At 68.5% G+C, this 14,348-nt stretch carries 12 protein-coding genes; 8 read left to right on the top strand and 4 right to left on the bottom strand.

Annotation, left to right across the window (positions count from 1 at the left end):
- The coding region (locus ASE31_RS27335) for an MCP four helix bundle domain-containing protein (RefSeq protein ID WP_162261444.1) at positions 1-1,101 on the bottom strand (1,101 nt) is incomplete at its 3' end.
- Positions 1,102-1,286: 185 nt separating this feature from the next.
- A complete protein-coding gene (ppa, locus tag ASE31_RS27330) occupies positions 1,287-1,829 on the bottom strand; it encodes an inorganic diphosphatase (protein ID WP_057205776.1) in 543 nt (180 codons plus the stop codon).
- Between the two features lie 276 nt (positions 1,830-2,105).
- Here ppa and ASE31_RS27325 point away from each other — a divergent pair, with 276 nt between their 5' ends.
- Both ASE31_RS27325 and ASE31_RS27320 read left to right on the top strand, forming a co-directional pair.
- Positions 2,106-4,181 carry a sodium-translocating pyrophosphatase gene (locus tag ASE31_RS27325; RefSeq protein ID WP_057205774.1) on the top strand — a complete coding sequence of 692 codons (2,076 nt, stop codon included), beginning with the start codon at positions 2,106-2,108 and terminating at the stop codon, positions 4,179-4,181.
- A gap of 58 nt (positions 4,182-4,239) precedes the next feature.
- Positions 4,240-4,647 (top strand): VOC family protein, encoded by a 408-nt coding sequence (locus ASE31_RS27320; protein ID WP_369819504.1) that lies wholly within the window; start codon positions 4,240-4,242, stop codon positions 4,645-4,647.
- A gap of 7 nt (positions 4,648-4,654) precedes the next feature.
- On the opposite strand, the gene ASE31_RS27315 is transcribed toward ASE31_RS27320, so the two are convergent.
- Complete coding sequence (locus tag ASE31_RS27315) at positions 4,655-5,260, bottom strand: TetR/AcrR family transcriptional regulator (protein ID WP_200961173.1); 606 nt, start codon at positions 5,258-5,260, stop codon at positions 4,655-4,657.
- A 106-nt stretch (positions 5,261-5,366) separates the two neighbouring features.
- Here ASE31_RS27315 and ASE31_RS27310 point away from each other — a divergent pair, with 106 nt between their 5' ends.
- The 6 genes from ASE31_RS27310 to ASE31_RS27285 all read left to right on the top strand — a co-directional run bounded on the left by ASE31_RS27310 (position 5,367) and on the right by ASE31_RS27285 (position 13,418).
- A complete protein-coding gene (locus tag ASE31_RS27310; protein WP_057205767.1) occupies positions 5,367-6,188 on the top strand; it encodes a metal-dependent hydrolase in 822 nt (273 codons plus the stop codon).
- 20 nt (positions 6,189-6,208) lie between these two features.
- Positions 6,209-7,660 carry a TolC family protein gene (locus ASE31_RS27305; RefSeq protein WP_057205765.1) on the top strand — a complete coding sequence of 484 codons (1,452 nt, stop codon included), beginning with the start codon at positions 6,209-6,211 and terminating at the stop codon, positions 7,658-7,660.
- 2 nt (positions 7,661-7,662) lie between these two features.
- On the top strand, positions 7,663-8,682 hold the full coding sequence (locus tag ASE31_RS27300) for an HlyD family secretion protein (protein ID WP_057205763.1): 1,020 nt from the start codon (positions 7,663-7,665) through the stop codon (positions 8,680-8,682).
- 34 nt (positions 8,683-8,716) lie between these two features.
- Positions 8,717-9,892, top strand: coding sequence for an ABC transporter permease (locus ASE31_RS27295; RefSeq protein ID WP_057205761.1), 1,176 nt, complete (start codon positions 8,717-8,719; stop codon positions 9,890-9,892).
- Positions 9,892-11,061 carry an ABC transporter permease gene (locus ASE31_RS27290; protein ID WP_057205759.1) on the top strand — a complete coding sequence of 390 codons (1,170 nt, stop codon included), beginning with the start codon at positions 9,892-9,894 and terminating at the stop codon, positions 11,059-11,061. The genes ASE31_RS27295 and ASE31_RS27290 overlap by 1 nt, the downstream gene beginning before the upstream one ends.
- Positions 11,062-11,126: 65 nt before the next feature.
- A complete protein-coding gene (locus tag ASE31_RS27285) occupies positions 11,127-13,418 on the top strand; it encodes a DUF1631 family protein (RefSeq protein WP_057206208.1) in 2,292 nt (763 codons plus the stop codon).
- On the opposite strand, the gene ASE31_RS27280 is transcribed toward ASE31_RS27285, so the two are convergent.
- Positions 13,413-14,288, bottom strand: coding sequence for a bile acid:sodium symporter family protein (locus tag ASE31_RS27280; protein ID WP_057205757.1), 876 nt, complete (start codon positions 14,286-14,288; stop codon positions 13,413-13,415). The two genes, ASE31_RS27285 and ASE31_RS27280, sit on opposite strands and share 6 nt — an antisense overlap.
- Positions 14,289-14,348 lie beyond the last annotated feature (60 nt).

The raw sequence follows: 14,348 nt of genomic DNA, 5'->3' as shown, positions 1-14,348 counted from the left end.
GATCTTGCTGCTGCTGGCGTTGATGCCTTTCATGGTCTCGACCACTTCGGCCACCACGTCGCCACCCTGTACGGCCACGGTGGAGGCGCTCAGCGCGAGCTGGTTGGCCTGGCGTGCGTTGTCTGCGTTCTGGCGCACGGTGGAGCCAAGCTCTTCCATCGAGGCGGCCGTCTCTTCCAGTGCCGAGGCCTGCTGCTCGGTGCGCGCCGACAGGTCGTTGTTGCCCGAGGCAATCTGCGCGCTGGCCGAGGCCACGCTTTCGGCGTTGCCGCGCACGCCGGTAACCACGCGGGCCAGGTTGGCGCGCATGTCCTCCAACGCCGACAGCAACTGGCCCATTTCATCCTTGCCATGGGCCGGCATGGCCGCCGTGAGATCACCTTCGGCAATGGCGCGCGCAGCGCCCACGGCCTGGCCCGCGGGGCGCGTGACCGAGCGCGTGATGGACACGCCCAGCACGACCGCAAGCGCCACGCAGGCGGCCAGCGTGCCCAGCACCCAGACCCGGGCAGCCTGGAAGACCGATTGCACCTCCTCCTGCTCCTTGTCGGCCATGGCGGAGTTGATCTTCTGCAACTGGCCCAGGGTTTCAGCGGCGGCCACGAAGGCGGTTTCGGATTCACCGGCAAACAGCCCGGACAGGGCGTCGGAGCTCAGTTCCATGGTTTCACTGGAGCTGAAGTCCACCCCCTTGGCGACCTCCACCAGGTTGGCCTGGAGCTTGTAGTAAGCGACCTTGCGCGTGCGAAAGGTCTGGAAGGCCTCACGCTCCTCGCCCGCACTGACCAACGGTTCGTACTGCGCCTCCACACGCTCCAGGTCCTTGGCGCGCGCGTTCATCTGCTCGGCGAAGGCCTGGACTTCAGCCTTGCTGCGTGCGGTGGTCAGGCCGGCCTCGGAGCGCCGCATGCGGTTCATCAACACCCTGAGCTCGCCCGTGTAGCCCACGCTGGGCAGCAGGTTGCTGGCGATCTCCTGCGCGTTGTGGTGGATGCGTGAGAGCTGGAACAGCGAGACCGCGCCCAGCAGGGCCGTGAGCAGCACCAGCGCAAAGAACCCGATCCCCAGCTTGAGCCCGATACGCACGTCGGAAATCTTCATAGCACCCCTTGGCCACGGCCATTCGTGCCAGGGCGGGCGCAGGATTGCGCACCGACACCCTGGCTTTGCGCAGTCTAGCAACGGCCGGGGCACTGCACAGTGCGGGGTTTCCATGAAAAAAGCATGCAGCCCGCGAGGGCATGCATGCTCTTTGGTCAGCGGGGCGCCGGCAAGGCAGCCGGTGCTCAGGCCTGGCTGTTCTTGGCCTTGAAGCTGGCGATGCCGTCCATGATTTCCTTCTTGGCGGCGTCCAGGCCTTCCCAGCCCAGCACCTTGACCCACTTGCCGGCTTCCAGGTCCTTGTAGTGCTCAAAGAAATGGCTGATGGCCTTCAGGCGCATCGGGTTCACGTCTTCCACCTTCTGCCAGTGGGTGTAGATGGGCAGCACCTTGTCGGTGGGCACGGCCAGCACCTTGCCGTCCACGCCGGCTTCGTCTTCCATCATCAGGATGCCGATGGGGCGGCAAGGCACGACCACGCCGGGGAACAGCGGGTAGGGGGTGATCACCAGCACGTCCACCGGGTCGCCGTCGCCCGACAGCGTCTGCGGCACATAGCCGTAGTTGGTGGGGTAGTGCATGGCCGTGGTCATGAAGCGGTCCACGAAGATCGCGCCCGATTCCTTGTCCACTTCGTACTTGATCGGGTCGGCGTTCATCGGGATCTCGATGACGACGTTGAAAGCGTCAGGGGCGTTCTTGCCAGGGGGTACGTGGTTCAGGGACATGTCTGTGGAGTGTGGTTTGAAACGATAACCCGCGAGCCCGGTCAGGACCAAGAGCGTCGGGATTAACCCTGATTTTAGGCGCATGCCCCTTTCTGCCCGCTTGCAAACCGGCGTTTGCCTGTAAATTGGGCCTGTTGGCCAATCGACTCCTTGAGAAGCTGCTCCCGATTTTGAGCAGGTTCTTCCCACAGGAGCACGAGGAAGCAACGCAGCGGAAGCACCACCGACCTGCGTTGTGTTTCCTTCCGTGCAACTGAAAAAACCAAGGAGAAATGCATGGCTGACAACTCAGCGCTGACGTCCCCTCTGATACTGGCAGTGGTTTGCGGATTGATTGCGGTGGCCTACGGCATCTGGGCCCGTGGGTGGATTCTTGCCAAGGATGCGGGCAACGCGCGCATGCAGGAGATTGCCGCCGCCATACAGGCAGGTGCTGCGGCGTACCTGGCCCGCCAGTACAAGACCATCGCCATCGTCGGCGTGGTGCTGGCGATTCTCATCGGTGCCTTTCTGGACCTGACCTCCGCGCTCGGCTTCGTGCTGGGGGCCTTTCTCTCGGGCGCCTGCGGTTTCATCGGCATGAACGTCTCGGTGCGCGCCAACGTGCGCACCGCGCAGGCGGCCACGCAAGGCATCGGCCCCGCGCTGGACGTCGCGTTTCGCGGCGGTGCCATCACCGGCATGCTGGTCGTGGGCCTGGGCCTGCTGGGCGTGACGGGCTTTTTCTGGGCGCTGTCGCGGGGCATCACCTCGGGTCCCATGCTGGCCGAGGCCCTCAACCCGCTGATCGGCTTTGCCTTCGGCTCCTCGCTGATCTCGATCTTTGCGCGCCTGGGTGGCGGCATCTTCACCAAGGGCGCCGACGTGGGCGCCGACCTGGTGGGCAAGGTGGAGGCCGGCATCCCTGAAGACGACCCGCGCAACCCCGCCGTGATCGCCGACAACGTGGGCGACAACGTGGGTGACTGCGCCGGCATGGCGGCCGACCTGTTCGAGACCTATGCCGTGACGCTGATCGCCACCATGGTGCTGGGCGCGCTGATGGTGGTGGCCGCGCCGGTCAATGCCGCGGTGTACCCGCTGGCGCTGGGCGCCGTGTCCATCGTGGCATCGATCATCGGATGCTTCTTTGTGAAGGCATCGCCGGGCATGAAGAACGTGATGCCCGCCCTGTACAAGGGCCTGGCGATCGCGGGCATTCTGTCGCTGATCGCGTTCTACTTCGTCACCATGTGGATCATGCCGGACAACGCCATCCGCGCCAGCGGCAGCCAGATGCGCCTGTTCGGCGCCTGCGCCACGGGGCTGGTGCTCACGGCCGCGCTGGTCTGGATCACCGAGTTCTACACCGGCACGCAGTATTCGCCCGTTCAGCACATCGCACAGGCCTCCACCACCGGCCACGGCACGAACATCATCGCCGGCCTGGGGGTCTCGATGCGCTCCACGGCCTGGCCGGTGCTCTTCGTGTGCCTGGCCATCCTGGCGTCCTACCAGCTCGCCGGGCTCTACGGCATTGCCGTGGCGGCCACGTCCATGCTCAGCATGGCGGGCATCGTGGTGGCCCTGGACGCCTACGGTCCCATCACCGACAACGCCGGCGGCATTGCCGAGATGGCCGAGTTGCCCAGCAGCGTGCGCGACGTCACCGACCCGCTGGACGCCGTGGGCAACACCACCAAGGCAGTGACCAAGGGCTATGCCATCGGCTCGGCGGGCCTGGCGGCGTTGGTTCTGTTTGCCGACTACACGCACAAGCTGGAGAGCTATGGCAAAGCCATCAGCTTCGACCTGTCGGACCCGCTGGTCATCGTCGGCCTGTTCATCGGCGGGCTGATCCCTTACCTGTTCGGCGCCATGGCCATGGAGGCCGTGGGCCGCGCGGCCGGTGCCGTGGTGGTAGAGGTGCGCCGCCAGTTCAGCACCATCCCCGGCATCATGGACGGCACCGGCAAGCCCGAGTACGGCAAGGCGGTTGACATGCTGACCACCGCCGCCATCAAGGAAATGGTGATCCCCAGCCTGCTGCCCGTGGTGGTGCCCATCGTGGTGGGCCTGCTCCTGGGGCCCAAGGCGCTCGGCGGCCTGCTCATGGGCACCATCGTCACCGGGCTGTTCGTGGCCATCTCCATGTGCACGGGCGGCGGCGCCTGGGACAATGCCAAGAAGTACATCGAGGACGGCCACCACGGCGGCAAGGGCAGCGAGGCGCACAAGGCCGCCGTGACCGGCGACACCGTGGGCGACCCCTACAAGGACACAGCCGGCCCGGCCATCAACCCGCTGATCAAGATCATCAACATCGTGGCGCTGCTGATCGTGCCGCTGGTGGTGCGATTCCACGGGAGCTGATACGCTGCGGCATCCGCCTTGCAGCCACGGCCCGCTTCGGCGGGCCTTTTCTTTTTCCATGCCATCCCACCGCACTGCCATGCCCATCACCGTGCAATCGCTGGACCATGTGGTCCTGACCGTCGCCAGCATCCCGGCCACCATCGCCTTCTACGAACGCGTGCTGGGCATGGTGGCGCGCGAGTTCAAGCCCGGGCGCTACGCACTGCATTTCGGCCAACAGAAGATCAACTTGCACGAGGTGGGCGCGGTGGTGGACCCGAATGTCCGCCACGCCACGGCAGGCTCGGGCGACCTGTGTTTTCTCACGCGCACTCCGCTCGACGAAGTCCTTGTGCATCTGGCCGCCGAGGGCGTGGCCGTGGTGCAGGGGCCCGTGGGCGCCACGGGCGCACAGCACCGCCTGCGCTCGGTCTATATCTACGATCCGGACGAGAACCTGGTCGAGATCGCCAACGAGGTCTGAGAAGCGCTCAGAACTCCGCCGAGATCGCCGCGCGCAGCAGCATCGCGGCCGGCTCCACCAGCTCCTGCAGGTCGTTGGCGCGCCCCTGCTCGATGGACTGCAGCACCATCTCGTTGATGCCGCCCACCACGGCCATGGCCATCATGGGCTGGAGCGGGGCCTTGCGCAGGCGCTCGCCCGGGCGGTTGTTCACCACGTCGAGCATCAGGTCGGCCAGTTGCTGGTTGGCGCGGCGGCGTGCGGCCAGGCCCGGCGCGCCCAGGCCCAGCATCTCCAAGAACAGCGTGCGCAGCAGCACCGGGTTGCGCTCGAGCACGCCGAAGTAGGCACCCATGGCCTGCTCCACCTGGGCCTGCCAGTCGCTGTGCGGATCGATGGCGTTGCGCAGCACCGTGATGGCGTTGCCGCTGGCGACCTCGTACAGCGCTATCAGGCATTCGGCCTTGTCGGCGAAGTTCTCGTAGAAGGTGCGGCGCGAGACGCTGGCCTCGCGCACGATGTCGGCGATGGTGGTGTCGGCATAGCCGCGCACGGCCACGGCGCGTGCCATGCCCTCCAGCAGGCGGGAGCGGTGCACGGTGGATGTGGATGGGCTGGCGGCGGTCATGGTCATGGCGCGGTGAGATTCCGAGAAGGTACTTGACAGTACCACACTCACCACGCATGATACACAACTGGTACCAAACAGTACCAAAACCTTTCATCCCTTGGAGCCTGCCATGACCGAACTCGTCGTACGCCGCCTGCTCATCGACCTGGAAGCGCCTTTTGCGCGCCACTGGTGCGGCGGCGATGCCTTTCGCACGGCGCTCTTCAATGCGCTGTCCATGAGCTTTCCCGTGGGCGAGCAGTTCTTCATCGACGCGGTGCGCAATGGCCACAAGGCCCTGCCCGCCGACCGGCAGGCGCTGTACGCAGAAGAGGTGCGCGGCTTCATCGGGCAGGAGGCCACGCACCGGCGCATCCACGCGCTGTTCAACGGCCACCTCGACACGCAGGGCCTGGTCAACACCTGGGCCCCGCGCGCGGCCGAGCGCATGAAGCTCTTCGAGGGCGCCGACCCACGCCATCCGCTGGCGGTGACCGCGGCCAACGAGCATTTCACCGCCCTGCTGGCCGAGTGGCTGCTGGGCCACCCAGAGGTCCTCGCGGGCGCCGACCCGCGCCTGGCCACGATGTGGCAATGGCACTGCGCCGAAGAGGCCGAGCACAAGAGCACGGCTTTCGACATCTACCAGGCGCTGGACGGCGACCATGCCTGGCGCATCACCTGGTTCCGGCGCATCACCCTGGTGTTCCTGGGCGACGTGCTGCGCCAGACCGTGGGCAACCTGCGCCGCGATGGCACGCTGTGGCGCTGGCGCACCTGGGCCAGCGCGGCGCGCACCCTGTTCGGCCAAGGAGGCCTGGTGCGCGAGACCTGGCGTCCCTGGCGCGACTACCTGCGGCGCGATTTCCACCCCAGCCAGCAGGGCAGCGACCTCTCCGAGCGCTGGCTGGCAGACCACCGCGAGGCCTACATCCCCGTGGGCGCACGCTGAGCACGAACACCCCTTAGACCATGACCCAGAGCCCCTCTCACCGGCCGCATGCGGCGGCCGGCCAGCCCCTCCCTTTCCTGCGTATTTCCACACTGCGGGCCGCCGCCCTGCTGGCCGCACTCGCCATGCAGCTGCCGGCCCAGGCCGAACCCATGGCCTTCCAGGCCGCACTGGAGCAGCTCACGGCACGCTCCGACCAGCTCGCCGCATCGCGCAACGCGGTGGAAAGCGCCCAACTGCGCCGCCAGGCCCTGGCACGGCTGGGCGGCCCGGTGGTCTCGCTCAGCGGCGCCGCGTACGCCTACAACGCCAACCTGGACCTGGACCTCAACCCCGTGAACCAGGCCCTGCCCGGCGTGCTGCAGCAGCTGCCGCCGCAACTGGCGGGCTCGCTGGCCCAGTTGCCGCACCTGCCGGCCAGCTACACCTTGAACCGCCACAAGACGGACACCAGCACCTCGGTCTCGGGCATCTGGCCGATCTACATGGGCGGTGCCGGCGATGCCGCGCGCGGGCTGGTGGAGGCGCAGGCCGCCGAGGTACAGGCCGATGCCGACAAGACCGGCCACGAGGTCGCCACCGTGCTGGTGCAGCGCTATTTCGGGGCCCAGCTCGCCGAGCATGCCGCCCGGCTGCGCGAATCGGCCCTGGCCACCATAGAGCAGCACGACGCCGCCGCGCAGAAGATGCTGGACGCCGGCGTGATCGCCCGCGTGGAGCGCCTGCAGGCCCGTGCCGCGCTGGAGGAGGCGCGCCGCAACGCGCGCAAGGCCCGCGACGATGCCGATCTGGCCGCCACCGCCCTGACCCGCACGGTGAAGGCCAGCGAGCGCGTGACCCCCACCAGCCCGCTCTTCGTGCTCGGCCAGCCGGTGGAGCCCCTGCCCCACTTCGTCGATGCCGCGCTACAGCGCCACCCGGGCCTGGCCAAGGTGGCCGCCAAGAAGGGCCAGGCCGAGCAACTGCATGCGGCGCAGGAGGCTTTGCGCAAGCCGCAGGTCTTCGCCTTCGGCCAGCGTCAGCTCAAGAGCGGCAGGGATGCCGACTGGGTGGCCGGCATCGGCGTGCGCTTCACGCTGTGGGACTCCATCGACCGCGATGCGCTGGCCGCGTCGTCCTCGCGCCAGATCGAGCAGGCAGAGCGCAGCGGCGCCCAGGCGCAGAACGACATTGCCCTGTTGGTGGAAAAGCGCTGGCAGGCGCTGGAGCAGGCGCGGCGCGCCTATTTCGGCATGCAGCCAGGACTGGAGGTGGCCGACGAGGTGCTGCGCCTGCGCACCTCGGGCCTGCGGGCAGGCACCAGCACCACGCTGGACCTGATCGACGCCCAGGTCAACCAGGCCAAGGCGCAGACCGAACGGGCCCAGGCCGCCCACGACTACGTGAAGGCCCTGGCCGAGCTGCTCGAAAGCTCCGGCCTCTCCGATGAATTTGGCAAATACATGGCACGTGCCGATGTGAAGGTGGAATGAACATGAGCGACAGCAACAAGAACAACGGCAAGGGCAGCAAGAAAGCTGCGGTGCTGGGCGCCGTGGCCCTGGTGGCCGTGGGCGGCTTCGTCGGTTTCGGGCTGTGGAAGGCCTCGCAGCCGGCACCCGAGGTGTTCCAGGGGCAGATGGAGGCCCGCGAGGCCGACATCGCGCCCAAGGTCACGGCGCGCATCGCGCAGATCCTGGTCAAGGAAGGCGACCAGATCGCCGTGGGCGCCCCGCTGATCCGCATGGACAGCCCTGAGGTGCAGGCCAAGCTGGCGCAAGCCACCGCCGCGCAGGAAGCGGCCCAGGCCGTGGCCGACAAGGCCGCGCACGGCGCCCGCCCGCAGGAGGTGGAGATGGCCCGCCTGGCCTGGCAGCGCGCCGTGACGGCGGCCGACCTGGCCGAATCGTCCTACCGCCGCGTGGACGGCCTGGCCCGCGAAGGCCTGGTGGCCGCACAGAAGCGCGACGAGGCCGAGGCCAACCACAAGGCCGCGCGCGACCAGGCCCTGGCCGCCAAGGCCCAGTACGAGCTGGCCCGTGCCGGCGCCCGGCCCGAGGACCGATCCGCCGCCAGCGCCCAGGCGCGCCAGGTGGCCGGCGTGGTCGCCGAGGTCAAGGCCGCCCAGGCAGAGACCGAGCTCAAGAGCCCCGTGGCAGGCGAAGTGGCCAAGGTGCTGGCCCGCACGGGCGAGCTGTCGCCCCAGGGCGTGGCCGTGGTCACGGTGGTGGACCTGGCCGACCAGTGGGTGGTGCTGAACGTGCGGGAAGACCGCCTGCAGCGCTTTGCCATCGGCCAGGAGTTCGAGGCCACGCTGCCCGCCCTGGGTCGTGCAGGCAGCGCCGGCAAGCCCGTGCGCTTCAAGGTCTGCCACACAGCCGCCCTGCCCGACTTCGCCACCTGGCGCGCCACGCGCGCCGGCCAGGGATTCGACGTGCGCACCTTCGAAGTGCGCGCCCGCCCGGCCTCTCCCATCGAAGGCGCCCGCCCCGGCATGACGGTGCTGGTGCAATGAGCTGGCGCGCAACGCCCTGCCCCTTGACCACGCCATGAATCCCCTGGTCCACAGCTTTCGCCGCGAGGCGCGGCGCCTGCTTGCCAGCCCCTGGGACCTGGCCATGGTCACCTGGGTGCCGCTGCTGGCCGTGCTGCTCATGGGCTGGATCTTCTCGGCCGGCCTGCCACGCCACTTGCCCGTGGGCGTGCTGGACGACGACCACTCGGCCCTGTCGCGCCAGGTGGTGCGCATGCTCGACGCCACGCCCGGCCTGCAGGTGGTGCAGCACTACGCCAACTCGGCCGAGGCCGAGCGCGCGCTGCGCAGCGTGGAGGTGTATGCCGTGGTCACCCTCCCGCGCGACTTCGCGCGCACCGTGAAGGAGGGCCGCACGGCCCAGGTCACGCTGCTGCACAACGCGCAGCTGGGCACGCATTCGGGCGTGCTGCAACGCGACGTGCGCGCCGTGGTGGGCACGCTGTCGGCCGGCATCGAGATGGCGGCGCGCAACAAGCGCGGCGAACCGGCGCAAGCCGTGCGCGTGAACATGGAGCCCATCCACACGCAATTGCTGGCGCTGTTCAACGTGTCCACCAACTACGAGCAGTTTCTGGGCGCGGCGCTGATCCCGGCGCTGCTGCACATCCTGGCCATGACGGCCGGCGCCTGGGCCGTGGGCCGCGAGTTGCGCGACCGCACGCTGGGCGAATGGCTGGGTGCGGGCGGTGGGGTGCTGCGCACGGGTGCGGCCCTGGTGGGCAAGCTCGCCCTGCCCTGGGCCTCGCTGACGCTGGTGGCGCTGCTGGCGCTGACGGGCATCACCTGGGGGCGCGGCTGGCACCCGCCGGGCAACCTGGCATGGGTGGCTGCGGGGCTGGCGCTGTTGATGGCCGTGTCGCTGGCCGCCGGTGCGGCGCTGGCGGGCATCACGCGCTCGCTGCGCACGGCACTGTCGGGCGCCGGCTTCTTCGCGGCACCGGCGTTTGCTTTCAGCGGCGTGGCCTTTCCGCTGGCGGGCATGCCGGCCAGCGCACGCGCCTGGGCCGAGGCCATGCCCTACACCCACTACATCCGCCTGCAAATCGAGCAGTTGCAGATGGGCGCACCGCTGCGCACCAGTGTTTCCACCGTGGCGGCGCTGATGGCGGCCACTGCCGTGCTGCTGCTGGCGTGCACGCTGGCCTTGCAACTGGCACGCAAGAAGCCAGAGAGCTGGGGAGGACGGTGATGGACAAACGGTACGAAACCTCTGCCGAACCCTCGACCCTCTGGAGCGCCTGGCTGCAGGCCCTGGCCACCATCAGCCGCGACAAGGGCGTGCTGCTGCTGCTCGTGGCCGCGCCCGTGCTCTATGGCTTCTTCTACCCCTGGTTCTATGCCGACGAGGTGCTCACCCGTGTGCCCGTGGCCGTGGTGGACATGGACCGCAGCAGCCTGTCGCGACAGATCACGCGCTTTGCCGAGGCCGACCCGCGCATCGAGGTGCGCCTGGTGACCGCCAGCGAACGCGAGGCGCAAGAAGCGCTGTGGCGCGGCGAGGTGGAGGGCTATGCGCTGATCCCCGCCAACCTCAAGCGCAGCGTGGTGCGCGGCGAGGAGGCCCTGGTCCGCGTCGAAGGCAATGGCGCCTATGCGCTGCTCAATAAGGCCGTGCAGTACGGCTTTGCCGAGGCCGTGGGCACCGTGTCCGCCGGCATCGAGATCCGCAAGCTGCAGGCTGCGGGCCAGAGCGCGCAGCAGGCCGCGGCCAGCCGCAACCCGGTGCAGTTGCAGATGGTGGCGCTGTTCAACCCGACCGAGGGCTACGGCAGCTTCGTCGTGCCCGCCGTGGCCCTGCTGATCCTGCAGCAGACGCTGCTCATGGGTGCGGCCATGCTCACCGGCACCTGGGTGGAGGCCGGCCGGCACCGGGCGCGGCCCAGCACCTGGCTGGGCCGGCTGCTGGCGCTGTGCACGCTGGGCTGGGTCAGCGGCCTGTTCTACTTCGGCTGGATCTTTGTGCTGCACGACTACCCGCGCGGCGGCAACCCGCTGGGTGCCCTGGTGCTGCTGGCCTGCTACGTGCCCGCCATCGCGGCCCTGGGCGCGCTGATCGGCCTGTGGGTGGGCAACCGCGAGCGCGCGCTGCAAGTACTGCTGTTCACCACCCTGCCGATCGCCTTCATGGCCGGCTTCTCGTGGCCCGTGGAGGCCCTGCCCGAGCCGCTGCAGTGGCTGCGCTGGCTGCTGCCCAGCACCTCGGGCGTGCAGGCCTCGCTGCGGCTCAACCAGCTGGGCGCGCCGCTGTCGGCGGCATTGCCCCAGCTGTGCGCCCTGGTGGCGCTGTGCACCGCGTGCACGGTGGCGCTGCTGGCCTGGACACGACCGGGGCGGCCTGGGCCTGTTCAATCTGGCTGACGATCTTCAGCACCTGGGCAGCAACCCCGCGTACCATCACAGCCATTCCGGTATTTCCAGAGAAGATGGCCTTGAAACACTCCGCACCGCCTGACCCTGCCTCTTTCGGCGGCAACGCCCCGCACTACCAGCGCATCGTCGATGGCGTGCTGGCGGATTCCAGGCAGCTGATGGAGCGCGTTGCCGAGGCGACGCGCATGTCTTTGCAACTGCGCCAGGACCAGGCCCGCACCCCGGGCGAGCACCAGGGCATGCTCGAAGCGCAGCAGCAGCTGATGCGGCTCACCTCCGTGATGGGCGAGCGCTACCCTGGCGCGCTGCGCAAGGCGCTTGAACAGCAGACCACCGCGCCAGGGGAGGAAAAGCCCTCGCGCTCCCTGTTCACCATCCATTTCGACCAGCTCGAACTGATGGACGAGTCGCAGATCACCGAAAGCGTCGAGCGCGCCCGCGCCAGGCAGGTGCTGGCTTCTGCCGTGGAGGGGCCGCTGGCCGACCTCGACGCCCTGGTGTGCGCAGCACAGGGACTGCCGAGGGTGCAGCCCGAGCACAACCCCCTGCGCCCGGAAGTCTTCCTGCAGGCACTGCAGGCCGTGGTGTCGCAGATGCAGGCCACCGCGCAGGTGCGAAACGACTGGATGGCGCACATGGCCAAGGCCCTGGGCACGGAGCTCAAGGGCCTCTACCTCGCGCAGATCGATCTGCTCAAGCAAGGCGGTGTGCGGCCCGTGGGCTACGCCATGCGCCAGGCCGACGGCGAGTATGTGTACGTCGCGCCGGGCAACGGCGCAGCAGCCCCCGGGTTCGGTGACGAAACAGACATGTCCGTACCCGCAGGCTCCGGCGACCCGCTGCTCACGCTCGACCGGCTGCGCCGCCTGCTGCTCGGCGAGTTCAGTGAGCAACCCGTGCCGCAGCAGTCCCCGGCGGCCGCGCCGGACGATGAACCCTTCGCCGAACGTTTTGCACGCGAGTTCGACAGCCCGGTACAGCTTCCGCAGATCGACCCGCCCGCCACGGATTTCGCCATGACCGTGCCCGCCGCCTTCGAGGCGCTGCAGGAGATGAACCAGGTCGGCCAGATGATGGAGCGCCTGGGCAGCCAGCGCGCCCAGCCGGGCGACGGCCCAGGGCAGCGGCGCGCCGCGGGGCTGGGAGACGCCCTGGGCATGGAGGTGGTCGCGCTGATGGTGGACAACATCGCGCGCGACAGCCGGCTGCTGTGGCCTGTGCAGCAGTTCGTGCGCGCCCTGGAACCCGCCCTGATGCAGTTGGCGTTGGCCGACCCTCGGTTCTTCAGCAACAAGGAGCACCCCGCGCGCCGCCTGCTGCAGGACATCACCGACCACAGCATGGCTTTCAACGGGGCCGAGGCACCCGGCTTCAAGCGCTTCATGCGCTCCCTCATGGACATTGCCGGCCCGCTGGCCTCGGCCACCATCGAAGGGGCCGACGACTTCGAGCAGGTCCGCCAGCAGTTGCACGCGCAATGGGCAGACGGCGAGCAGGTGCGCGAACAGGAGCGCCTGCGCGCCATCGAGGCGCTGGAGCACGCGGAGCAGCGCCACCTTCTGGCGGCCAGGTTGTCCGGCGAGATCCGGTTGCTGCCCCAGATCGACAACATCCCCGGCGAGATTGCCCACTTCCTGCTCGGCCCCTGGGCCCAGGTCATGGCCCAGGCGCGCCTGACCGACAGGACCGGCAGCGCCGATCCGGGCCGCTACCAGGAGCTGGTGGGCGCCTTGGTCTGGAGCGCGCAGCCCGAACTGACCCGCACGAACACCGGTGAGCTCGCGCGCCTGATCCCCCAACTGCTGCCTCGCCTGCGCGAAGGCCTCGCATTGATCGACTACCCCGCTGACAGGACCGAAGCCGTCTTCGCGCAGTTGATGCAATTGCACCAGCAGGCCTTCCACGGCGGGCCCAAGCCTGCAGGGCAGCCGGCGCCAACCCTGCTCACGCAAGAGGACGAGGAACCCTGGCTTGCGCCATCGGAAGCCCAGGATTCCGGCTTCATGGACGACTTGCAGCCTTCCCAGCCCGGGACCCTGGAGCCCCCGCCCGAGCCCACCCCGGTGGATGGACCCACCCGACCTGCACTGGCCGTCGGCAGTTGGGTGAACCTGCTGGTGGCAGGCCAGTGGGAGCGCACCCAGCTGTCCTGGGTCGGCTCGCAGGGCACCTTCTTCCTCTTTACCAACGCCTCCGGGCGCACCCAATCGATGACGCTGCGGCTGCTCGACCGGTGCATCCAGCAAGGCAGCCTGCAGGTGCTCAGCCAGCAGCCCGTGGTGGATGTCGCTCTGGACGCCGTGGCGCAGGCCGCCATGCGCAACAGCGTGGAAAGCAGGTTATGAGCCCGGGGTGTTCTGCCCCGGCCTGCGCAGCACCAGCATGCCGAACAGCGGCGCCATGATGTACATGCTGACCGAGTAGATGGCGGCTGGCAGCGCGAGCTGGAAGTTGTTGAGCACCGACAGCGCGATGAAGATCGCCAGCGTGGAGTTGTGGATGCCGATCTCGAAGCCGATGGCCGTGGCCATGGACTTGTCCATGCCCACCGCGCGCGGCAGGAAGTAGCCGGCACCCAGGCTCAGCGCATTGAACAGCAGCACGGCCGGGCCGATGTCGGCAAACGATGCCGACAGCGCCGCCCATTCCTTGGCAATGGCAATCAGCGCGAACGACGCGAGCACCACGGCGCTGAAGATCTTCATCGGCTTTTCCATGCGCGCGCTGAAGGCCGGGGCGCGCCGGTGCACCCACATGCCCACGACCACAGGGATGAGCACGATCACGATCACCTCCAGCACCTTGCCGAACTGCAGCGGCACCACCTGGCCCGTTTTGGCGAAGGTGGCGATGGCCCAGTTGGTGATGAGCGGCAGGCTCACGATGGACAGCACCGTGTTGATGGCCGTGAGCGAGATGTTCATCGCCACGTTGCCGCCGAACAGGTGGCTGAACAGATTGGCCGACACGCCGCCCGGCGATGCCGCCAGCAGCATCAGCCCCACGGCATACAGCGGCGGCACGCCCAGCAGCACGATGAGGCCGTAGCAGGCCGCCGGCAGCACCAGCACCTGCAGCACCAGGGCCAGCAGCACAGCGCGCGGGTACTGCAGCAGGCGCTTGAAGTCCGCCACGGTGAGCGACAGGCCCAGGCCGAACATGACGAGGCCCAGCGCAATGAACAGCAGCGTGGGCAGGATGGAAATGAAACTCATGGTGCGCTCACGCGGCCAGGGGCTGGCCGCGCTCCTGTGGCAAAGCCCACGGCACCGCCA

It is taken from the genome of Acidovorax sp. Root217 (assembly GCF_001428645.1).
Classification (GTDB): domain Bacteria; phylum Pseudomonadota; class Gammaproteobacteria; order Burkholderiales; family Burkholderiaceae_C; genus Acidovorax.
This window is presented reverse-complemented; position numbering and strand designations above follow the sequence as displayed.